We start from the raw sequence: 23,270 nt of genomic DNA on the forward strand, positions 1-23,270 counted from the left end.
TCATGCGTTATGGGAAAAAGAATAAAAATCGCGAGAGGTGTAAACGAATGAGTAAGAGTTTTGAAGATTTATTAGCCAAGGTTGCAAAATGCAGCAAGAAGACAGTATCTGTAGCATGTGCTCAGGACAAGCCGGTTCTGGAAGCCGTTAAGGCGGCAAAGGAAAAAGGTATTGCAGATGCGATTCTCGTCGGTGATGAAGCTGAGATCAGAAAGATCGCTGCTGAACTTGATATGAATCTGGATGAGTATGAGATCATAAATGAACCGGACAGCATTCAGGCTGCACATAAGGCTGTTGAGCTGGTACATAATAATAAAGCAGATATGTATATGAAGGGTATCATTGATACAAAGAACTTCTTAAAGAGCGTTCTGGATAAGGAAGTAGGTTTAAGAACCGGTAAGCCATTATCACATGTAGCAGTTTTTGAGGTTCCGGGTGTTGACAGATTATTATATCTTTCAGACGTAGCATTCATGACATATCCATCTCTTGAGGATAAAAAAGCGATTATTGAAAATACAGTAAAAGTTGTTCATGCTTGTGGTATTCCATGTCCAAAGGTTGCTCCGCTTGCGGCAGTTGAAGTTGTAAATCCTAAGATGCCTGTAACTGTAGATGCAGCAGAGCTTACAAAGATGAACGAGAATGGCGAGATTACAGGATGTATCGTTGACGGACCATTATCACTTGACCTTGCGATCGATCCGGAAGCAGCTAAACATAAGGGAGCAGAAGACCGTAAGATCGTTGGTGATGCAGATATCCTCTTATTCCCGGATATCCACGCCGGAAACCTTGTATACAAGTGCCTGACACATACAACAGCAAGCAAGAACGGTTGTATCCTGACAGGAACAAAGGCACCGGTTATCCTGACATCCAGATCAGACAGCTTTGAAGTAAAGATGAACTCTATCGCTCTTGCAGCAGTTGTTGCAGAAGCAATCAAGAATGAGCAGTAATCAGACCGTTATGGTTACGGAATAAATATATAAGAATTTTGGAGGAAGAACATGTCATACAAAATTTTGATTATCAATCCGGGTTCAACATCTACAAAGATAGGTGTATTTGAAGACGAGAATTTATTATTTGAAGAAACATTAAGACACACAACAGAGGAACTTGCGGGCTTCAACCTTATCGTTGAGCAGAAGGACTTCAGAAAGAAAGTTATCCTTGATATTCTTGCAGAGAAAAATTTTGACATCAAGACATTAGATGTATGTGTAGGTCGTGGTGGTATGTTAAAGCCGATTCCGGGCGGTACATATCCTGTTAGTGATGAATTATTAGAGGATTTAAAGATCGGTAAACAGGGTCAGCATGCATCCAACCTTGGTGGTATCCTTGCAAGAGAGATTGGCGATGAGTTGGGAATTCCATCTTACATTGTAGATCCGGTTGTTGTAGATGAGCTGATGCCATCCTCCCGTTTATCCGGTGTGCCTGAGCTTCCAAGAAGAAGTGTATTCCATGCATTAAACCAGAAGGCAGTTGCAAAGAGATATGCAAAAGAGCATGGTAAGAAATATGAAGATCTGAACCTGATCGTTGTACACATGGGCGGCGGTGTATCTGTTGGTGCTCACTTAAACGGACGTATCGTTGATGTTAACAATGCATTAGATGGTGAAGGCGCATTCTCACCGGAGAGAGCAGGTGGAGTTCCATCAGGTGATCTTGTTAAGATGTGCTTTTCAGGAAAATATACACAGCAGGAAGTTACAAAGAAACTTGTCGGTAACGGCGGATTCAATGCATATATCGGCAGCAATGATGCAAGAGATCTCGAGAAACTCGTTCAGGAAGGTGATGAGCATGCAAAGCTTGTTCAGGACGCATTTCATCAGCAGGTAGCAAAGGATATCGGGGCTATGTCAACCGTACTTTGCGGAAAAGTAGATCAGATCATCTTAACAGGTGGTATCGCATATTCCAAGCATACATGTGCAGAACTGGAAAAGAGAGCCGGATTTATCGCTCCGTTTACAGTATATCCTGGTGAGGATGAACTTCTTGCACTTGCACAGGGAGCATTAAGAGTTATGAATGGCGAAGAAGAGCCGATGACATATTAATTTGATGATTGATATTTTGCCTGTGAACTATAAAAATACAAAAATTGGCATAATAGTTTTTCTTATAATACACATAATAGAATCAAGACAACAAAGTCTTAAATAAATGTATTGGAGGAAATGTATTATGGCAAGTTCAAATTCAACAGGAACAAGCAAGATGAGTGTTCCGGAAGCTAAGGACGCTATGAACAAGTTCAAAATGGAGGTTGCTAAGGAAATTGGTGTAAACCTCAAGGATGGTTACAATGGTGACTTAACATCTGCTCAGAGCGGATCAATCGGTGGCGAGATGGTTCGTCAGATGATCAAGAGACAGGAAGAACAGATGTCAGGCAGATAAGCAGTAAAATAAGAGATATCTTATAGCTTTTGCTTAGCAGGAAGGGGTTATTGTCGAAAAGACAATAACCTTTTTCTGCGTTATTATGGAAAATGGACTGGACATATATCCGGTATATATGGTATAATCGGATGATTGATGCGGGTATTTTTATGCCCACAATAAAAACAAAATGATAAATGGATGCTAAATAATGCCTTATATATTATTAAAAGATGATGGCATAAGGCATCATTTGCATAATTTTAAGGAGGAAATAAAAAATGAGTTTAGCAGTAGAAAATCTGGAACACAGTATGGCAAAACTTACAATCACAGTACCGGCAGAGGAGTTTGGTAAGGCAATGACAACTGCCTACAATAAGCAGAAAGGTAAATTCAATGTACCTGGTTTCAGAAAGGGTCATGTACCACAGGCATTTATTGAGAAGATGTATGGACCTGCAGTATTTTATGAAGAGGCAGCTAATTCATTAATTAATGAGTATTATCCAAAGGAAGTAAGCGCATCAGATGTTGATGTTGTATCAAGACCGGTTATCGATGTAACTCAGATCGAAAAGGGCAAGGATTTTATCTTTACAGCAGAAGTAGCTGTTAAGCCTGAAGTTGAGCTTGGTGATTATAAGGGACTCGAAGTAGAAAAGGCTGACGTAGAAGTAACAGATGATGAAGTTATGGCAGAGCTTTTAAAGGTTCAGAAAGAGAACTCAAGATACAACCCTGTAACAGACAGAGCTGCACAGATGGATGATGAAGTTACACTTGACTTCGAAGGATCTGTTGACGGTGTTCCTTTCGAAGGCGGTAAGGCTGAGAACTACAAGCTCGTTCTTGGTTCTCATTCATTCATTGATACATTTGAAGATCAGCTTGTTGGCAAGAACATCGATGAGGATGTAGAAGTAAATGTTACATTCCCGGAAGATTATCAGGCAGAAGATTTAGCAGGTAAGCCGGCAGTATTCAAATGCAAGATCAAAGAGATCAAGGCTGTAGAATTACCGGAATTAGATGATGAATTTGCAAGTGAAGTTTCAGATTTTGAGACATTAGATGAATACAAAGAAGACATCAAGAGCAAGGCTGCTGAGAAGAAACAGAAGGATGCTGAGAACGAGAAAGAAAACAAGCTGATCGAGAAAGTAATCGAGAATGCTAAGATGGACGTTGCAGATGCACAGGTTGCAGATGTACAGGAAAGAATCAAAGATGAGTTCGCTCAGAATCTTCAGTATCAGGGAATCAACCTTGAGCAGTATATGCAGATCTGCAATATTACAGAGGAAGCATTAATGGAGAGAATCAAACCAGACGCAGAGAAGAGAATCAAATCCCGTCTTGTTCTGGAAGCAATTGCTGCTGCTGAAAACATTGAAGTATCAGACGATGAAGTACATGAAGAACTGGAAGCTATGGCAAAACAGTATCAGATGAATGTAGAAGATATCGAAGGCTTCATGGGTGATGCAGAAAAGGATAGCATTAAAAAGGATCTTGCTGTTAAAAAGGCAGTTAAGGTTGTTGTAGATAACGCAAAGGAAGTTTAATCCATAATTTCTGATTGCGATATTTTGGAGGTGTAAATATGAGTTTAGTACCTTATGTCATTGAACAGACCAGCCGTGGTGAACGTTCATATGATATTTATTCAAGACTTCTGAAAGACAGAATTATCTTTCTGGGAGAAGAAGTAAATGATACATCAGCAAGTATAGTGATCGCACAGCTCCTGTTCCTGGAGTCCGAAGATCCATCCAAGGATATCTCATTGTATATCAACAGTCCGGGCGGTTCTGTAACAGCAGGACTTGGGATTTATGATACAATGCAGTACATCAAATGTGATGTATCTACAATCTGCTGTGGAATGGCAGCAAGTATGGGTGCATTCCTGCTTGCAGGTGGTGCAAAAGGTAAGAGATTTGCACTTCCAAATGCCGAGATCATGATCCATCAGCCATCCGGCGGATCACAGGGTCAGGCTACAGAGATTGAAATTGCTGCGAAGCATATTTTAAAGACAAAAGAGAAATTAAATAGAATGTTAAGCGAGAATACCGGAAAGCCATATGAAACGATTGCTGCTGATACAGAGAGAGATAACTGGATGTCAGCAGAAGAAGCATGTGCATATGGTCTGATCGATAGTGTAATCGCAAAAAGATAGTATAAAGAGGTATTGGAATGGCAAATCGTAGTGAAGATAGAAAACTACTTAGATGTTCCTTCTGCAATAAGACGCAGGATCAGGTCAGAAAACTTATAGCAGGACCAAACGCTTATATTTGTGATGAATGTGTACAGATATGCGCAGAGATCGTTGATGAAGAACTGGAAGAAACAGGTGCTGAAGATTCCATTAATTTACTGAAACCCAAGGAGATCCGTGAATTCCTGGATCAGTATGTAATCGGTCAGGAAGAAGCAAAAAAGGTATTATCTGTTGCGGTATACAATCATTATAAGCGTATCATGGCAGATAAAGATTTTGACGTAGAGCTTCAAAAGAGTAATATTCTCATGGTCGGACCAACCGGTTCCGGTAAGACATATCTGGCACAGACACTTGCGAAGATCTTGAATGTTCCGTTTGCCATTGCCGATGCAACTGCATTGACGGAGGCCGGATATGTTGGTGAAGATGTAGAAAATATTCTGCTGAAGCTGATTCAGGCGGCCGATTATGATGTAGAACGTGCAGAGCATGGAATTATCTATATTGATGAGATCGATAAGATCACGAAGAAGAGTGAGAATGTATCCATCACCAGAGATGTATCCGGTGAAGGTGTACAGCAGGCTTTGTTAAAGATCGTGGAGGGAACGGTTGCATCAGTGCCACCACAGGGTGGCAGAAAGCATCCACATCAGGAATTTATACAGATCGATACATCAAATATTTTATTTATATGCGGTGGTGCATTTGATGGTCTGGAGAAGATCATTGACAACAGAATCGGCAAGAAAGCTATCGGCTTCAATGCAGAGGTTGTTGATAAGACAGAACAGGATATCGGAGAGCTGTTAAAGCAGGTAACTCCTCAGGACTTTGTAAAATATGGACTGATTCCTGAATTTGTCGGACGTCTGCCGATAACGGTTACACTGGATCTGTTGAACAAGGATGCGCTTGTAAGAATCCTGACAGATACAAAGAGTGCAATCTGCAAGCAGTATAAGAAATTATTTGAATTAGATGGCGTGGAATTGGAATTTGATAAGGATGCGCTTTACGCTATAGCAGAAGAAGCGATGGAGAGAAAGACCGGAGCCAGAGGACTTCGTTCTATCATAGAGAAAGCAACGCTAGATCTTATGTATGAGATTCCATCGGATGACAGAGTTGCAAAATGCGTGATCACAAAAGAAGTTATAACGGATGGAGCACAACCAGAAATCACTTATTCTGATAATCCGGCTGAGAAAAAGCAGATAAAGAAGAAGCGTTCAGTAAAAAACAGTGATGAAATAGCTTAAGCAGAAAGCCGGGATGTTATGCATCCCGGTTTTTTGATATAAAGGAGATAAAAGTATGGATAATATCGTCTGGAACAGGCCGATGATCGTTTTGAATAATATTGTTATAATGCCGGATACTTCCTCCCATCTGGATGTGATCAGCAAGGAATCCTGTGAAGCAGTTGCCAATGCGATGAAGGGTGATTGCAGCATCCTGCTGGTTACGGCAAAGGAAGTAAAGGAGAATGGAAAGGTTCCTGATCTTTATCCGATCGGTGTTACAGCAAAGATCAAACAATATCTGAAAATGCCGAACAAAACAGTCCGTATTCTGATTGAAGCAGAAAAACGTGCAAGGATCGTTTCATTTTATAAGGAAGACGGAGCATATAATGCAGACTTTGAATATATAGATACAGAAGAAACAAACCATCTGGATGAAGTAGAGGAAAAAACATTGATCCGTATGCTTACGGATAAGCTCAGACAAGCATTTGCAAATGGAATGGGAACAAATAAGCTGTTATATAAAAAACTGCTTACGATCGATGACCTTGCAAAATTTGCCGATGGAGTGACAGAATTCATTCCTGCGCCATATACGAAGAAGCAGGAGATTCTGGAAACGCTCGATGTGAAAGAACGTGTAATGAAGATCCTTCAGACGATGGATGAAGAGATGGAGATTTTAGCCATCCGTCAGGAGATTCAGGAGAAATTACAGGATTGTGTAAATAAGCACCAGAGAGAATATGTTCTCCGGGAACAGATGAAGGTCATAAAGAAAGAACTTGGCGAGGATGATAATACAGAAAAAGCGGCAGATGAATATATGGAGCGCCTGCAGGAACTGACAGTTCCGGAAGAAGTCAAAGAGAAGCTTACGAAAGAGATATCCAGACTTCGTGCTTTGCCGCCTATGGCTGCTGAATCCGGCATCCTTACAAACTATATTGAGACGTTGCTCGACTATCCATGGGGCAAAGCTTCAAAAGAGAATGATAATCTGGAAAAGGCAATTAAGATTCTGGAACGGGATCATTATGGTCTGGAAGAAGTAAAGGAACGGATCATAGATTATCTGGCAGTTCATATCTTAAATGAAAAAGGCAACATGCCGATCCTGTGTCTGGTTGGACCTCCGGGAACCGGTAAGACCTCGATCGCGAGATCAATTGCTACTGCGACAGGAAAAGAATATATCCGTATGTCGCTTGGTGGCGTTCGGGATGAAGCAGAGATCCGTGGACACAGAAGAACTTATATCGGTGCTATGCCGGGCAGGATCGCACAGTCGATCGCAAAGACAAAGACTGAGAATCCACTGGTACTGCTTGATGAGATAGACAAGGTGAGCAGCGACTACAAGGGAGATGTATCCTCTGCTCTGTTAGAGGTTTTAGACAGCGAACAGAATAATAAATTTTACGACCATTATTTTGAAGTGCCGATCGATTTGAGCAAGGTATTATTTATCGCAACAGCAAATGATGCATCCCTGATCCCCGGACCGTTAGCTGATCGTATGGAAATGATCGAGATCAGTGGATACACGGAAAATGAGAAGTTTAACATTGCGAAGCTGTATCTGGTCAATAAAGCGATTGAAAGAAACGGACTGACTAAGAAGCAGTTCAAGATCAATGGATCAGCGATCAAATATATCATCCGTCATTACACCAGAGAAGCAGGTGTGCGTGATCTGGAGCGGAATATCGATAAAATATGCAGAAAAGCGTGCAGAATGATACTTACAGAACATGTAGAGACTGTAAAAGTAACAAAGGAAATGATACCGCAGCTTCTCGGAACAGAGAAGTACATGGATGACAGCTATGATCTGACCAATAAAGTAGGCTCTGTACGAGGCCTTGCATGGACAGCGGTAGGTGGTGTAACACTTAATATAGAAGTAAATATTATGCCCGGAAATGGCAGCATACAGCTTACCGGTAAATTAGGAGATGTCATGAAGGAGTCTGCTGTTACCGGTTTATCGTATATTCGTACGATGAAGGAATCAGAGCCACTAGGTGAAGATTATTTTGAAAAGCATGATATCCACATCCATATTCCGGAAGGAGCAGTTCCAAAGGATGGACCTTCTGCGGGAATCACGATGGCAACCGCTATTTATTCCGCAATATTTAATAAGTCTGTAAGGGGAGATCTTGCGATGACAGGAGAGATTACTCTGAGAGGAAGTGTGCTTCCAATCGGTGGTTTAAAAGAAAAGCTTCTGGCAGCAAAAACGATCGGTATTAAGAAGGTGCTGATCCCTGAGATGAACCGCAGAGATCTTAATGATATCAGTACAGAGATTACAGACGGACTGGATATTACCTGTGTGAAAACAATGGAACAGGTGCTTAGTCTTGCACTTGCAAAAGGAGAAAAGAAATGATAATTAAGAGTGCTGAACTTGAAACAGTATGTGGAATTACAAGTACACTTCCAGAGACAGAGATGCCGGAGATCGCGTTTGCCGGTAAGTCAAATGTAGGAAAATCCTCACTGATCAATGGATTGTTAAACCGGAAGTCACTTGCCAGAACATCGTCACAGCCGGGTAAGACACAGACGATCAATTATTATAATATTAATCATGATCTGTATTTTGTCGATCTTCCGGGATATGGCTATGCACAGGTATCCGTAGAGATCCGTGCAAAATGGGGTAAGATGGTAGAACGGTATCTGCATACCTCAAAGCAGTTACGGCTTGTATTTTTGTTGATCGATATCCGTCATGAGCCGTCAGAGAATGATTGCATCATGTACGACTGGATCGTAAAAAATGGATATGAACCGGTGATTATTGCAACAAAGCTTGATAAGATCAAGAGAAGTCAGATTCAGAAGAATCTGAAGATCATCAGACAGAAGATCCAGCCGGTAGAGGGAACGATCATAATTCCGTTCTCGGCACAGACCAAGCAGGGAAAAGAAGAGATCCTGCAATTGATCGAAGACCGGATCGCAGAATCAGAATAAATGATCAGGACTGTTTTTCGCCCTTATCATCAGAATACAGCCAGAGAGTATTGACGAGATAGTCATATACTTCGGCACTTTTCGCACGCCAGTTATCACAGATAGCGATGGCGTGCGTTTTTGTTGGTACGTTAAATTTCAGATCGACCAGAGTTTCTTTCCGATCCTTGATCACGCAGGTAACGACGTATTCACCATAGTCATTTAAGGCATAATCGGCATAGATCTCGGATTCATTTTTCAGATTGATCTTCTGATTATCAAAATAATCGAGAATGTCCTGTTTAATCGCATAAGGAATACGATTTTCAAACATGCTTAAGGCTTCTTCACCTTTGTCAGTGATCTTATAATGAGAAGAAGACCGGATCGTGGATACATAGACAAAATCACACTCGATCAGTCCATTAATGGCTTCCTGAAGCGTGAAATAATTCGTATATCCCTTTGTCAGAACAAAATCGGAAATCTGGGAATTGGTTAGTGTGAAATCCACACGATCCAACATATATAATATAATTAATTTGTATAAGACGATCGATTCAGTATTCATAATAATATCCTTTGTATGTTTTGTAAGAATAAATGTATCACAAGAAAAGCATAAAATCAATGAAGCAATGCTGCGGTGAAAGAAAATGATTTACAAAACTTTTTTTTATGCTATACTAAGGCTATTAAATACAACGCTCATGTGGCATCCGGATATCTGATAAGCAGGATGCACAGGTAAGTCATACAGTTGATATACCTGTTTCGAAAAGAATTCATTAGGATAATCCCCAAGAATAAGAATGTGTGTGAATTAAATAAAACGGATAAAATTGGAAGGAGTAAAAGATGGATTTCAAAAATGCATCATTAGAGGAATTGAAGCAATTCGTAAAGGAGCATAAGATAAAGGGTGTATCAGCACTTCGTAAACCGGCTCTGATCGAATTCCTTGAAAAAAATTATAGTGATGAAGCAGGACATGCGGAAGAAAAGCAGAACGTGAAATCACAGAAAAAAGATGCTGAAAAAATAAAAAAGACAGGAAGAACACGGAAACCGAAAAAGGCAGAGCCGCCAGAAAAAGCAGAACAGACTGAAAAAACGGAGCACACAGAGCAGCCGGAGAAATCCGAAGAAGATGCTGTAAAAAAAGTGGATAGAAACCAGACAGAAAATGGTCAGAGATCAGGAGAATCCGGAAGAAGACAGCATAGGAATACTGCCGGAAGACAGACCAACCGAAATGGAAAAAGACAGGACTATCGGTCACAGGGGTATAATAACAGAAATAACAATTCCAATCATGGAAACAATACACCAATTGTAAATAACGGAAGAAAAGACCATGTTCAGGAGAACAAACCGCTTGCAGCCGAGATGACAAAGCTGGAAATGAATATGGAAAAAGCAGTTCTTGAAAAGTCTGCAATGGAAGAGAAAAAAGTAGCTGTTGAAAGTTCTGTAGTATCAGAAAAGAAAGCAGCATATGAAAAATCAGTTATAGAAGAAAAAAATACGGCTGCAGATACAGAGATAAAAGCAGAGGTAAGAATGGAGACGAAGCTTGAGAACAGGCAGGAAGGATCATCTGCTCAGCAGGAACCAAATGGACCGGAGCTTGACAGCGGTAAGATGGCACATGGAATCCTGGAAGTAATGCAGGAAGGATATGGATTTATAAGAAGTGCCAATTATCTGCCGGGAGATCAGGATATCTATGTATCACCGGCGCAGATCCGTAGATTTGGACTTAAGACCGGAGATATCATAATGGGAAATATCCGCGTAAAGACGCAGGGAGAAAAGTTTGGCGCATTATTATATGTAGCTTCTGTCAATGGAGAAAGTCCTGCAAGCATTGCAGGAAGAAAAGCATTTGAAGATCTGACGCCGATTTTCCCGAATGAACGGATCAATATGGATGGGGAGGACAGCCCGATTCCGATCCGTATGATCGATCTGCTGTCACCGATCGGTAAAGGACAGCGTGGTATGATCGTTTCCCCTCCAAAGACAGGTAAGACAACCTTGCTGAAACAGATCGCAAAATGTATCAGTACCAGATACAGTGAGATTCATTTGCTGGTGCTTCTGATTGATGAAAGACCGGAGGAAGTAACGGATATCAGGGAATCCATAGAGGGACCAAATGTAGAAGTTATTTATTCGACATTTGATGAGCTGCCGGAGCATCATAAGCGTGTATCGGAAATGGTGATCGAACGTGCAAAACGATTGGTAGAGCAGAAGAAAGATGTCGTGATCTTACTTGACAGTATTACAAGACTTGCAAGAGCGTACAACCTTACAGTTCCACCAAGTGGAAGAACCTTATCCGGTGGTCTTGATCCTGCGGCGTTACATATGCCGAAGAAATTCTTTGGTGCTGCCCGTAATATGCGTGAGGGTGGAAGTCTTACGATCCTTGCGACAGCGCTGGTTGAGACAGGAAGCAAGATGGATGATGTCGTATTCGAGGAATTCAAAGGAACCGGTAATATGGAACTGGTGCTTGACCGGAAGCTCGCAGAAAAGAGAATCTTCCCTGCAATCGACATTGCAAAATCCAGTACCAGACGGGATGATCTGTTATTATCACCGGAAGAACAGGAAGTTGTATACGCACTTCACAAGATATTATCCGGTAATAAGGCAGAGGATATGCTGGAGGATGTACTGAAATTATTCGTCCGAACCAAGAATAATAAAGAGTTTATCTATTATGTTAAAAAATCATTATTAAGAAAATAAAAAAACACTTGCATTTCTATGTCGGTTTGTGTTAGAATACAAAAGCTGTGTTTTATGAAGAAGTGAGGCTGATGGCCTATTCTCATATATCAATAATATAATAAAGAGGTGAGATTAAATGAGAGAAGGAATACATCCAAATTATTATCAGGCAAAGGTTGTATGTAACTGCGGAAACGAATTTGTTACAGGTTCTACAAAAGAAGAAATTCATGTAGAAATTTGCTCAAAGTGTCATTCATTCTATACAGGCCAGCAGAAGGCAGCTAAGGCTCGTGGTAGAATTGATATGTTCAACCGTAAGTACGGTGTTTCACAGTCAAACTAATAAAAAGGATGATAGGTTGAGGTTAAAGCTTTTAATCTCAGCCTATTTTTGTTTTAGGAAACAATTTTACGAGGTATAGAATTTGAAAAGAGCCAGAATAGGTGGTCAGGCGGTGATCGAAGGCGTAATGATGAAATACGAGGATCAGTACGCAGTAGCAGTCAGAAAGCCGGATCAGGAAATTGAAGTTAAAGTAGAAAGCTATACACCGATAGGTGAAAAATATAAAATCCTGAAATTGCCGATTCTTCGTGGAGTGGTTAATTTCTTTGAGTCGCTGGTAATTGGAGTTAAAACGCTGACATATTCAGCCGATTTTTATGAAGAGGAAGAACCGACTGGAAAGAGTGAAAATAAAGATGATTCCAGGTTGTCAGATACAGAAAGTAATAATGGAAGCGGTTCAGGTGAGAACGGCAGTAAAAACAATAAAAAAGAAAGCAGTACAGGAGATGATCTGATGATGATCGGAACCGTTATTGTATCACTTGCCATTGCGATCGCATTATTCATGCTGCTTCCGGCATTTATTGCAGGACTGCTTGAGCATGTGACAAAAAGCAATGTATTGATAGCGGTAGCGGAAGGTGTGCTTCGGTTGGTGATCTTTCTTGCATATGTAGTATTAATATCATTGATGAAGGATATCAAACGTGTATTTATGTATCATGGTGCAGAGCATAAGACGATCAACTGTTTTGAAGCAGGCGATCCGCTGACTCCGGAAAATGTAAAGAAACATTCCAGATACCATAAACGCTGTGGAACCAGTTTTTTGGTAGTCGTTATGATCATAAGCATTATTGTATTTATGTTTATAAATGTGAAGTCTATGTGGCTGCGATTGCTGTCGCGTGTACTTCTGGTTCCGGTTATTGCGGGAATCTCGTATGAATTTATCATGTTTGCAGGCAGAAGTGACTCAAAGCTTGCGAATATATTAAGTGTACCCGGTATGTGGGTACAGCGTCTTACGACGAAGGAACCGGATCTTGAGATGTGTGAGGTGGCAATTCGTTCGGTAGAAGCGGTGATCGACTGGCGCGCTTATCAGGACGCTATGAAGCGTGGAGAAATCGAAGATTAAGAAGTTGAAATGATGCCAGTGAATGTAAAAGGAAATAGACGTATGACTCAGTATCAGCTTGTAACAGCAGGAAAAGAAAAACTGAACGAACATAATGTGCCGGATGCAGATATCGATGCAGAGTTATTATGGCTCTTTGTATCAAAGCAGGATAAGATGGCATATATTATGAACCGGCAGGAAGATGTTACCGAAACGATTCGTTCTTCCTATGAAGCGTTGATCGATAAAAGGTCAAAACGTATTCCGTTACAATATATAACAGGCATACAGTGCTTTATGGGGTATGATTTTGAGACTGCACCGGATGTACTGATTCCAAGATTTGACACAGAAGTCCTGGTGGAACAGGCAAACCGCTTGATTCAGGACATACATTCTGATAAGATGTCTGTGCTGGATATGTGCTGTGGTTCCGGGTGCATCGGATTGTCGGTAGCACTTATGAATCAGGATATTCATATAGATCTGTGTGATATCTCAGATTCCGCGATCGCACTTACGACAAAAAATGCGAAACGATTAGAAGTATCTGATTATACGGTTATAAAATCAGATTTATTTGATAAGATAAATAAAAGATATGATATGATCCTGTCCAACCCACCATATATAGAGAGCAAAGTGATTGACGGGTTGATGCCGGAGGTTCGGGATTATGAGCCGAGGCTGGCATTGGACGGCGATACGGACGGATTGAAGTTTTACAGAGCAATTATAGAAAATGCGGAGAGTTATTTAAATGAAAAAGGATATATTTTATTTGAAATTGGTAATCATCAGGCACATGATGTGCAGCAGCTCCTTGTAGATAAGCATTTTGAAGATGTACGCGTAGTGAAAGACCTCGCAGAAAATGACAGGGTTGTAATTGGAAGAAAAGCCTGAAAAAAGGCTGGATATATTAACAGACACATGAACAGGAAATGAGCATGTGCTGCAGGAGGATTATTATGTTTGATAAATTAGAAGATTTAGTAGACAGACTTGATACATTAAATAACCAGTTGACAGATCCGGATATCGTATCTGATCAGAACAAATTCCGCAAATTAATGAAGGAGCAGAGTGAACTGACTCCTATCGTAGAAAAGTACAAAGAATATAAAGATGCAAAACAGACGATCGAAGACAGTCTGCTTATGCTTGAAGAAGAAAATGATGAAGAGCTTCGTGAAATGGCGAAGGAAGAATTAAATGAAGCAAAGGCAACAGTAGAAAAGACGGAAAATGAATTAAAGATTCTGCTTCTTCCAAAAGATCCGAACGATTCCAAGAATGTTATCGTCGAGATCCGTGCAGGTGCAGGCGGAGATGAAGCCGCATTATTTGCATATGAGATCTACAGAATGTATCAGAAATACGTTGATCAGTTCAAATGGAAAGTAGAACTGATGAGCGTGAATGAGAATGGAATCGGTGGTTTCAAGGAAGCGGTATTCATGATCACAGGTGATGGTGCATATTCCAAGATGAAATATGAGAGTGGAGTTCACCGTGTACAGAGAATCCCGAAGACAGAGTCTGGCGGAAGAATCCATACCTCAACTGTAACAGTTGCAGTTATGCCAGAAGCAGAGGAAGTTGATGTAGAGATCAATGAAAATGATATCCGTATCGATGTCATGCGAGCATCCGGTAATGGTGGTCAGTGTGTCAATACAACAGATTCAGCCGTTCGTCTGACACATATACCAACCGGTATCGTAATTTACAGCCAGACCGAGAAGTCCCAGCTTCAGAATAAGGCGAAGGCATTTGCGCTGCTCCGTTCCAAGCTGTATGATATGGAGCTTCAGAAACAGCATGATGCAGAAGCTGCAGACCGTAAGAGCCAGATCGGAACCGGAGATCGTTCAGAGAAGATTCGTACTTATAACTTCCCGGAAGGCCGTGTAACCGATCACAGAATCAAACTCACCTTGTATAAGCTGGAACAGATCTTAAACGGTGATCTGAATGAGATTATCGACAGTCTGATCGCAGCAGATCAGGCAGCCAAGCTTTCTCAGGTGAATGAGGAAGAATAAAAGAAACCCTCGATATTGAAAAAACAAGTTGGCATCTGCCTGATCCGGCAGATGCCATTTTTAAGTAAAAGAGGGTGTTGGCGAAATAAACTGAATAAATAAGGCAAATTGATTGACATATTTTTGAATAAGTGGTTATATTATATGTGGCTTAAATGGACATACTAATGATAATTTACAGATATGAAATGAGGTAGCTAGATGTATAAAAAGAATGTAAGGTTCTTTTTTGCTTTGTTCATGGGCAAACTGGCAAGAACCATGCAGAGAATGTTGAAGATGAACGCAAGTTATTTTCCGGGAAAGCTGGCAGTCAAGCTTTGTCCGGATTTCATGGGATGTATAGATAAACCGAAAACGATCATAACAGTAACAGGAACCAACGGCAAGACAACAGTATGTAATATGATCATAGATATTTTGGAGGCAAATGGCTATGACGTTTTGAACAACCGTGCTGGTTCTAATGTGAATGCTGGAGTAGCGAGTTCATTGATCGCAGGAAGTACTCTGACAGGAAAGGCAAAGAAAGAATATGCAGTATTTGAAGTCGATGAAAGAAGTTCAAAGCTGATCTATCCATATGTAAAGCCAACATATGCGGTATGTACGAACCTGTTCCGTGATTCCATTCAGAGAAATGCAAACCCGGAGTTTATTTTTAACTTTATCAATAATAATATGCCAAAAGAATCACATCTGATCTTAAATGCGGATGATCTGATTAGTTCAAATCTTGGATCGGAAAATGAAAAAACATACTTTTCAATCAACAGACTTCCATCTGACCGGGAGGAATGTATTAATCTGATCAATGATATGCGGATCTGTCCAAAGTGTCATCATAAATTAAAATATAACTATGTCCGGTATCATCATATTGGAAAAGCTGTCTGTGAGTTCTGTGGATATACGTCACCGGAAGGCGATTATAAGGCAGATGTTGATTATGAGAACAAAGTAATAACAGTTACACATAATGAGAGCAGGGAACAGTATCCGATGATCAGTAACAGTACATTTAATCTGTACAATGAGTTGACTGCAGTTACCGCTCTTCGTGAATTTGGTTTGACAGGTGAACAGATCCGGAACGCGATCCAGAATCTTAATATTGTGGAATCGAGATATTCCAGAAGTACAGTGGATGGGATCACGATAGTGACCAATATGGCAAAAGGACAGAATCCAATTGCATGTTCCTGTGTATTTGATTATGTGTCTAAGGAACCGGGAAATAAAGAGGTCATTCTTTTGCTGGAAGATATATTTGACCGGAAAAATTCATCTGAAAATATGACATGGATCTTTGATACGGATTTTGAGTTCTTAAATCAGCCGAATATTACGAACATCGTAATAGGTGGTCTGCGGACGAAAGATTATAAGCTCCGTTTAATGATGGCCGGGGTTCCGGAAGAAAAGATCAAAGAGACAACGGATGAAGCAGGTGCATATAAATCCCTGAATCTGGATGGAACAGACAGTGTATACATTCTTCATGATATTCATGAAAATGATACAGCGCTTGTACTTCGGGATAATCTGAAACAATATTTGAAGGAAAGAGAGGCATAACAAATGGGAACAGATATTACAATAGAAGTTCTATATGGAGAATTTGCCAATCTTTTCGGTGAATTACAGAACGTAAATTATTTAAAAGACTGTATGCCGGAGGCAACAGTTATTTATACCGGCTTATATGATAAACCGGCATTTACAGAGGGCAGGGCAAACCTTGTATATATGGGAGCAATGACAGAGAATCAGCAGGAATTGGCGATTCAGGCATTGAAACCATATAAGAAAGAACTGGAAGAGCAAATCGAGGCTGGAACAGTATTTCTCTTTACCGGGAATGCAGTCGAGATCGTTGAACAGTACATTGAGAATGAAGATGGAAGTCGAATAGAAGGACTTGGTATTTTTAATACCTATGCAAAGAGAGATATGATGCATAGATATCATTCTCTTGTATTTGGACAGTATGAAGATATAAAGCTGGTTGGTTTTAAAGCGCAGTTCAGTCATTCTTATGGAGATAATTCAAAGGATTATTTCTATGATGTGATTCGCGGGGATGGTTTTCATCCGGGAATAAAACAAGAAGGTTTGAAGAGAAAGAATTTCTTTGCAACATATACAGTTGGACCATTTCTTATTATGAATCCGTTGTTTGTGAAATATCTGATGCAATTACTTGGTATAAAAGAACCGGTTCTTGCGTATGAATCCGTTATTATGGAAGCATACAGACAGCGTTTGGAAGAGTTTGAAGATGAAAAATTAAAATATCAGTAAGAGAATATAAAGGAAAAACTTCCGGATATGACCTTGTATTGTAAAACAGAGGTTCCTATCCGGAAGTTTTTATTTTACAAAGTTATCAGGAGAGTTGGCGTTTTTGCTATATAAGTATATTAACAAATATTCACTTGACAAAAAACAGGTAACATGAAACTATGGATGTAGGATTTTTTGTTACAGGAAGGAATGGGAGGTTACTTAATATGGATATAAATAATACACCGCCAAATTTTGGAGAACAGCCGAATTATAATAATGTACCGCCAAACTATAATAATGTGCCACCAAACTTTGGAGGACAGCCAAACTATAATAATGTGCCACCAAACTTTGGAGGACAGCCAAACTATAATAATGTGCCACCAAACTTTGGAGGACAGCCAAACTATAATAATGTGCCACCAAACTTTGGAGGACAGCCAAACTATAATAATGTACCACCGAATTTTGGAGGACAATCAAACTATAATAATGTGCCGCCAAATTTTGGATGGCAGTCAAATTACGATTATAAGCCGAGAAGATCAAGACCGGGGGTATCGCCCGAACGGTTTGAGATTTTTGGCGGTTTTGCGTTTGGTTATGCCATGATCTACAGTGTGCTGATGTACCGGAATTATGCAAGTATCTGTGCTGTATTCATGGCAGTTATGACCGTTTTGTTTATGAGTTTCAGTATCATGCGCCATGAGAAGAATCTGCCGGTAAATGACGGAGAATCGTTATCTTTTGGGAAACTTTTTGGAAAGCAGACGAAGCTGATTCCGCATTATGCAGGTATCCTTTTGCTTGGGGTATCAGTTTGCAGGACCGATGATTCATTTTTGATCGTTTTGGATCATCTTTGCATTTTATTCCTTGTGTGTGCAGGGCTTCTCCGGTATTTTGATGATCTTAAAAACATGGGATTTGTCGAATATGGTCTTACGGTTATCGAGAAGATGGCAGAGCCGTTTACCTGTTTTGACCGTTTTTTCTCAGACTACAGACAATATAACAGAGAACATGAAAATGCAAGAAAACGTGCGAAATTTGTCTATATTCTGATCGGTGTTGTCGTTGCGATTCCGTTGCTGTTCGTAATGATCAGCCTGCTTTCCAGTGCAGATCAGATCTTTGGAGATGCAGTTGAAACATTACTTGGAAATATTTTCCTATCATGGGATGCAATCTGGTTTCTTGTATTTGCATTTGCGGCGTTATTATTTACATATGGTATCATTGTGTCAGCACCGTTTGGAAGCAGATATCACAGACAGACAAAAGAAGGAACACATGAACCGATCATTGCGATCACGGCAATGGGACTGCTTACCCTGGTGTATCTGTTGTTTTCAGTGATCCAGATCCTATATCTGTTTACAAATAATATGTCACTGCCGGATGATATGACTTATGCGGAATATGCCAGACAGGGATTCTTCCAGCTTATGTTCGTATCGGTGCTGAATGTGATACTGGTGCTGATCTGTCATGCAATCTTTCGTAAAAGCACAGTGCTTAATATCGTACTGACTATTATGTCAGCCTGTACCTACGTGATGATCGCATCTTCGGCACTTCGTATGACAATGTATATCAAAGCATATGATCTTACTTATATGAGAATACTGGTGTTTGCAGCACTGGCTGTTCTTGCTGTGGTACTTGCAGGAGTGATCGTCAGAATCTATATTGACCATTTCCCTCTGGTACGTTATTCGATGTTTGTGATCGTTACTGTATATATCATCGTATCGTTCCTTCGTCCGGCTTATCTGGTTGCCAGATATAATCTGGAAAATCAGGATCCGAAGGATGTGGATTTCCGGTATGTGACGTCACTTGGTGCAGATGGAGCGGAAGAAGTATATGAGTTCATTGTAGATAACTATATGACGGGACAGGATGATGATTACTACGAGTACGATAACTACCAATACGACGATTATTATAACAAATATAATAATTATAAGGATATCAAGGGATTCTCGTATAACAGAATGGAATGGTATTTTAATGGAATTCGGGATACCTATAAAGAAAAAGGTGCGATCCGTGGATTTAACTTTTCAAGGAACAAGGCAGAGAAGTATGCAAAACGTTTCTTTAAATGGTACGGGAAAGAAGAATAAAGTGCGTTAAATTAAGATTAAAATACGTTGCACCTATTGTAAAAAAATGGGAAATAGTATAAAATAAAACTAAATTTGGGGCATACAGATGAGAGGTCAGAATGCCGCCGGATAAAAGATGATTTTATGGAGGTAGTAGAAAAATGAAAAAAGCAACAAAGAGATTATTAGCTGCATTTTTAGCCCTTGCAATGGTATTCACATTATTAGCAGTACCTGCAACAAGCATGAAGGATGTCAGCGCTGCAACCAGTAAGACTGTGTATATTAACCCGTATAGTGACAGAGTCGTTTCCTATAAGCCGGGACGTGTGACTCAGGCATCCGGTGTTATCAGTATCATGGGATGTACAAAGGCATCTCAGATCAAAAAGTTAAAATGTTCAAACAAGAACATGAAAGTATCAGCCAAAGATGGATATATTCGTGTAGACTATGGAAAGAAAGCTGGTAAGGCAACTATTACATGTACAGTAAAGGGTGTTAAGCTGAAAACTACATTTACTGTAAAGAAATATACCAATCCTGTAAGTTCAATCAAGATTGGAAGCAAGAATTATACATCAAGCTTTGCAAAGAATACTTACACCTATACTTCAAAGAAAGTATCAAAGAAGACACTGAGCGTAAAGGCTAAAAAGGGATGGACCATTAAGTCAGTCAGCGTATATAATGGTGGAAGCAAATATTATAATGTAAATAAATCCAGTTATTCCAAGAAGATTACATTAAGTAAGAAATATTCAGATGTGATCGTTGTTATGTACCAGAAGAGTACAGGACTTACAGAGTCTTTAATGGTAACATACAGATAATTAAAACATAGAATTAATGAAAAGGTGTTGATATATATATCAGAACAGATTATATGTCAGCACCTTTTTGTTGTGCCTGTTTATAAGGTGTGGTATACTTTACATAGCGATTTGGTAAAATATATCATGTGGTTTTAAAAACCATATTTGCCATAAAATGGTAATGGAGGATGTTAAAATGAATGATTATGTTATATTGACAGATTCATCCTGTGATCTGCCGGATGATATCGTGAAGAAATATCAACTGGAGATCTTACAGCTTGATTTTATTGTTGAGGGCGAGGGAAGTTTTCATAATGATCAGGCAGATATTGAGAAAGTATATAGCAAATTAAGGAATGGGGCAAATATCAAGACTTCTGCAGCAAATATCTCGCAGGCATCGGAGGCAATAGAAGCTTTATTTAATCAGAAGAAAGATATCTTATATCTGGGCTTTTCATCCGGGCTTAGTTCTACTTATCAGACCGTGTATATGGCCGGTCAGGAATTGATGGAGGAGTATCCGGAACGAAAGATGGTCAGTGTTGATACTCTTGCGGCATCTATGGGACAGGGACTTTTGGTATACAAAGCATGTCAGGCAAGAGATGAAGGAAAAGGTCTGGAAGAAAATGCACAGTATATCGAAGATATAAAATTAAAACTGTGTCACTGGTTTACAGTAGACGATCTGTTTTTCTTAAAAAGAGGCGGACGAGTATCCGGTGTGACAGCGACAGTTGGCACAATGCTGTCGATCAAGCCGATCCTGCATGTGGATGACGAGGGACATCTGATCAATGTAAGTAAGGTCAGAGGAAGAAAAGCAGCGATCACAGAGCTTGCAAACCGGATGGAGAAGCTGGCGGTACATCCGGAAGATCAGGATATTTTTATCAGTCATGGTGATTGTATAGAAGATGCAGAGAAACTTGCTTCTATTATTAAAGAGAGATTCGGAAATGACAGGATCACGATATCCTATGTCGGTCCGGTGATCGGAGCACATTCGGGTCCGGGAACACTGGCATTGTTCTTCCTTGGAGAACACAGATAAACAGCTTCTTACAGAATAAGGATAGCCGGAACAAAGTTTGATTAAATAAAAAAATAATTGAGAATCATTCCTAATAACTATTGACATTTATCAAAAATTGTGTAAAATAGAATCATAGAAATTGATAACGTTTCTCAATAAGAATAATAATAGCAAAAAGCAAAGGAGATTTTAATTATGGCAAAGTTTGTATGTAGTGTATGTGGATATGTATATGAAGGAGAAGAAGCTCCTGCACAGTGCCCTGTATGTAAGGCACCTGCTGAGAAGTTTATCAAACAGAGTGATGATAAGACATGGGCATCTGAGCATGTTGTAGGTGTAGCACAGGGTGCACCGGAAGATATCATGGAAGATTTAAGAGCAAACTTCCAGGGCGAATGTTCAGAAGTTGGTATGTACCTTGCAATGGCTCGTGTAGCATTCAGAGAAGGCTATCCTGAGATTGGTAATTACTGGGAGAAGGCAGCTTATGAAGAAGCAGAGCATGCAGCTAAGTTTGCAGAGCTTCTTGGTGAAGTAGTTACAGATTCAACAAAGAAGAACCTTGAGATGAGAGTAGAAGCAGAGCATGGTGCAACTGCCGGTAAGACAGATCTTGCAAAACGTGCAAAAGCACTGAATCTGGATGCAATCCATGATACTGTTCATGAGATGGCAAGGGATGAGGCAAGACATGGAAAGGCATTTGAAGGTCTCTTAAAGAGATACTTCGGTTAATCATTCTATGAATGATCGTGCAGAATAGCACAGAACACTAATTAAGAAGTAAATATATAATACACTCTAATAAAAAATCCGGCTGACAGGAATTTCCCATCAGTCGGATTTTGTGTTAGTCTTTCAATTTAAAAGATGAAGTTCCATCGCCATCAAAGGTGTCAGGATCTAAGCCGCTTGTGGTTGCTTCAGATGTATTGTTATCTGAAAATGGAGTCGTTGGCTCCTGTGCATTGGGATCGGCATAGCCTGAATTCATGCTAGTGTTCATATCAGGAGTTGTTGGATTGCCATAAGCACCGGTATATGGTTCTGGCTGGATATCCGGACCGTATACAGTGTTCTTGTGACGGATAATACCTAATATAATGAGCAGGATACCAAGACCGAGAACTACAAGACCGATAATGATAGATGTACGGGATCCCTCTTTTGTCATGATCTTAATATAGTATGGAAGCATATAAGAATCCAGTGTAGCTTTTTCTGTGGAGGTAAGAGTGATATCATAGGCAGATTCATACATATCGTAGATATAATTTTTCATATATCCCATAATCTCACTGTCTGATTTGCATAATTTGCCGATGTAGTGTAATGTACCCGGATCTGCACCTGACTGAGACCAGGTGTGATCGGATAAAGCTTCAAGCTCAGACTTTTTTGATTCAGCAATATTCAGTCCAATGTAGTATTCGTTGTCTTTAAGTGCACTTATCAGATAATACTGGTCTGTTGTTCTTTTGAATACATAATTTGTAGTTTCAACATTCTCACAGAAAGAATAAAAAGCATAGTCAACATCAATCTCTACATATTTTCCGGCATCCAGATCCTTTTCAGATGCGGTATTCAGATTGAGCAGATCCCCATTCAGTTTGCTGTAATCCCGGATTCCCTGAAAGGCAAATACGATACCGATGATTATCAATATAATGCCTGGAATCAGGAGATCGGAAAATTTCTTCGTCCTCTTATTTTTGTTAAACATATAATGTCCTCCCATTTTTTGTTTTTGTGAGCAAAAATCTTCTTTTTGTAGTACAATAGAATACAAGTTGCGCTCTTTTGAAATTTTATCAAATCTGCAATCTTTCGACAATGTGAAATCTGCTGAAAAAAAGCAGCTATTATAAAGGTATGCGGGATGTTTGAATATTATTTTTTGGATAATTTGACCAGAGTAAATTATT

21 protein-coding genes are annotated in these 23,270 nt (G+C 39.9%); 19 read left to right on the forward strand and 2 right to left on the reverse strand.

The window, feature by feature from the left end; all coding sequences use genetic code 11:
- Positions 1-47 precede the first annotated feature (47 nt).
- The 8 genes from ptb to yihA all read left to right on the forward strand — a co-directional run bounded on the left by ptb (position 48) and on the right by yihA (position 8,886).
- Entirely contained in the window at positions 48-968 is a 921-nt protein-coding gene (gene ptb, locus DWY07_RS07095) for a phosphate butyryltransferase (RefSeq protein WP_021944151.1), read from the forward strand.
- 51 nt (positions 969-1,019) lie between these two features.
- Positions 1,020-2,087 carry a butyrate kinase gene (gene buk / locus DWY07_RS07100; protein WP_008400594.1) on the forward strand — a complete coding sequence of 356 codons (1,068 nt, stop codon included), beginning with the start codon at positions 1,020-1,022 and terminating at the stop codon, positions 2,085-2,087.
- 127 nt (positions 2,088-2,214) lie between these two features.
- Positions 2,215-2,430: an alpha/beta-type small acid-soluble spore protein gene (locus DWY07_RS07105; protein ID WP_021944153.1), complete on the forward strand. Its 216-nt coding sequence runs from the start codon at positions 2,215-2,217 to the stop codon at positions 2,428-2,430.
- A gap of 263 nt (positions 2,431-2,693) precedes the next feature.
- Complete coding sequence (tig, locus tag DWY07_RS07110) at positions 2,694-3,980, forward strand: trigger factor (protein WP_008400597.1); 1,287 nt, start codon at positions 2,694-2,696, stop codon at positions 3,978-3,980.
- A 38-nt stretch (positions 3,981-4,018) separates the two neighbouring features.
- Entirely contained in the window at positions 4,019-4,600 is a 582-nt protein-coding gene (clpP, locus tag DWY07_RS07115) for an ATP-dependent Clp endopeptidase proteolytic subunit ClpP (RefSeq protein ID WP_008400599.1), read from the forward strand.
- A 17-nt stretch (positions 4,601-4,617) separates the two neighbouring features.
- A complete protein-coding gene (gene clpX / locus DWY07_RS07120) occupies positions 4,618-5,910 on the forward strand; it encodes an ATP-dependent Clp protease ATP-binding subunit ClpX (RefSeq protein ID WP_021944155.1) in 1,293 nt (430 codons plus the stop codon).
- A gap of 55 nt (positions 5,911-5,965) precedes the next feature.
- Positions 5,966-8,296 (forward strand): endopeptidase La, encoded by a 2,331-nt coding sequence (gene lon, locus DWY07_RS07125; protein ID WP_117822575.1) that lies wholly within the window; start codon positions 5,966-5,968, stop codon positions 8,294-8,296.
- On the forward strand, positions 8,293-8,886 hold the full coding sequence (gene yihA / locus DWY07_RS07130; RefSeq protein ID WP_021944157.1) for a ribosome biogenesis GTP-binding protein YihA/YsxC: 594 nt from the start codon (positions 8,293-8,295) through the stop codon (positions 8,884-8,886). The genes lon and yihA overlap by 4 nt, the downstream gene beginning before the upstream one ends.
- Before the next feature lie 4 nt (positions 8,887-8,890).
- On the opposite strand, the gene DWY07_RS07135 is transcribed toward yihA, so the two are convergent.
- Positions 8,891-9,439, reverse strand: a complete 549-nt coding sequence (locus tag DWY07_RS07135; RefSeq protein ID WP_117822576.1) for a DUF4364 family protein — start codon at positions 9,437-9,439, stop codon at positions 8,891-8,893.
- A 287-nt stretch (positions 9,440-9,726) separates the two neighbouring features.
- Here DWY07_RS07135 and rho point away from each other — a divergent pair, with 287 nt between their 5' ends.
- The 11 genes from rho to DWY07_RS07190 all read left to right on the forward strand — a co-directional run bounded on the left by rho (position 9,727) and on the right by DWY07_RS07190 (position 22,077).
- Positions 9,727-11,631 carry a transcription termination factor Rho gene (gene rho / locus DWY07_RS07140; RefSeq protein WP_117822577.1) on the forward strand — a complete coding sequence of 635 codons (1,905 nt, stop codon included), beginning with the start codon at positions 9,727-9,729 and terminating at the stop codon, positions 11,629-11,631.
- A 118-nt stretch (positions 11,632-11,749) separates the two neighbouring features.
- On the forward strand, positions 11,750-11,959 hold the full coding sequence (gene rpmE / locus DWY07_RS07145) for a 50S ribosomal protein L31 (RefSeq protein ID WP_008400609.1): 210 nt from the start codon (positions 11,750-11,752) through the stop codon (positions 11,957-11,959).
- Positions 11,960-12,041: 82 nt separating this feature from the next.
- Positions 12,042-13,046: a DUF1385 domain-containing protein gene (locus DWY07_RS07150; protein ID WP_173783627.1), complete on the forward strand. Its 1,005-nt coding sequence runs from the start codon at positions 12,042-12,044 to the stop codon at positions 13,044-13,046.
- Between the two features lie 42 nt (positions 13,047-13,088).
- Positions 13,089-13,934, forward strand: a complete 846-nt coding sequence (gene prmC / locus DWY07_RS07155; protein WP_242997322.1) for a peptide chain release factor N(5)-glutamine methyltransferase — start codon at positions 13,089-13,091, stop codon at positions 13,932-13,934.
- A gap of 65 nt (positions 13,935-13,999) precedes the next feature.
- On the forward strand, positions 14,000-15,076 hold the full coding sequence (gene prfA, locus DWY07_RS07160) for a peptide chain release factor 1 (protein WP_008400612.1): 1,077 nt from the start codon (positions 14,000-14,002) through the stop codon (positions 15,074-15,076).
- 201 nt (positions 15,077-15,277) lie between these two features.
- Positions 15,278-16,654 (forward strand): Mur ligase family protein, encoded by a 1,377-nt coding sequence (locus tag DWY07_RS07165; protein WP_021944162.1) that lies wholly within the window; start codon positions 15,278-15,280, stop codon positions 16,652-16,654.
- 3 nt (positions 16,655-16,657) lie between these two features.
- Positions 16,658-17,380, forward strand: a complete 723-nt coding sequence (locus tag DWY07_RS07170; protein ID WP_021944163.1) for a hypothetical protein — start codon at positions 16,658-16,660, stop codon at positions 17,378-17,380.
- Between the two features lie 209 nt (positions 17,381-17,589).
- Positions 17,590-19,500: a DUF4173 domain-containing protein gene (locus tag DWY07_RS07175; protein WP_181983898.1), complete on the forward strand. Its 1,911-nt coding sequence runs from the start codon at positions 17,590-17,592 to the stop codon at positions 19,498-19,500.
- 143 nt (positions 19,501-19,643) lie between these two features.
- The gene (locus DWY07_RS07180; protein ID WP_117807478.1) at positions 19,644-20,315 is read left to right on the forward strand and encodes a hypothetical protein; all 672 of its coding nucleotides are present in this window, start codon (positions 19,644-19,646) and stop codon (positions 20,313-20,315) included.
- A 178-nt stretch (positions 20,316-20,493) separates the two neighbouring features.
- Positions 20,494-21,357, forward strand: a complete 864-nt coding sequence (locus DWY07_RS07185; protein WP_117822580.1) for a DegV family protein — start codon at positions 20,494-20,496, stop codon at positions 21,355-21,357.
- Between the two features lie 177 nt (positions 21,358-21,534).
- Positions 21,535-22,077, forward strand: a complete 543-nt coding sequence (locus DWY07_RS07190; RefSeq protein WP_008400622.1) for an NADH peroxidase — start codon at positions 21,535-21,537, stop codon at positions 22,075-22,077.
- A 115-nt stretch (positions 22,078-22,192) separates the two neighbouring features.
- Here DWY07_RS07190 and DWY07_RS07195 read toward each other — a convergent pair whose 3' ends face one another.
- Complete coding sequence (locus DWY07_RS07195) at positions 22,193-23,068, reverse strand: DUF6709 family protein (RefSeq protein ID WP_117822581.1); 876 nt, start codon at positions 23,066-23,068, stop codon at positions 22,193-22,195.
- Between the last annotated feature and the right edge of the window lie 202 nt (positions 23,069-23,270).

It is taken from the genome of Clostridium sp. AF23-6LB, assembly GCF_003461085.1.
In the GTDB taxonomy this organism is placed as follows: Bacteria; Bacillota; Clostridia; order Lachnospirales; family Lachnospiraceae; genus Coprococcus; species Coprococcus ammoniilyticus.